Annotated in this window: 1 protein-coding gene; it reads right to left on the minus strand. The window is 63.8% G+C overall.

Annotated features, from left to right (window positions below):
• Window positions 1-22: 22 nt before the first annotated feature.
• Window positions 23-240, minus strand: a 218-nt coding sequence (locus SB658_RS27105) for a hypothetical protein (RefSeq protein ID WP_410603618.1), incomplete at its 5' end; no start/stop codon positions are given.

Raw genomic sequence — 240 nt, forward strand, 5'->3', positions numbered from 1 at the left:
CTTTTCGCTGCTTTCGATCCGATCAGTCCTTGCTGGCGGCACCGAACTCGGTGCGGCAATCCACGCGTATCTGCTCGCCGCTGCCGCGCCAGTAGAACGTGCTGCAACGACGATTGCCGTCCACGGTGGTCTTCACCGCGACCGCATAGAACGATTGCGCGATCTCCGCGCGCGTGGCGGTACCGTCGCCGTTCCAGTCCATGTCCTTGAACTCGACCCCCTGGGTGATCGCCATCCCCG

The organism is Bacillus sp. SIMBA_008 (assembly GCF_046535495.1).
Lineage (GTDB): Bacteria > Bacillota > Bacilli > Bacillales > Bacillaceae > Bacillus > Bacillus subtilis.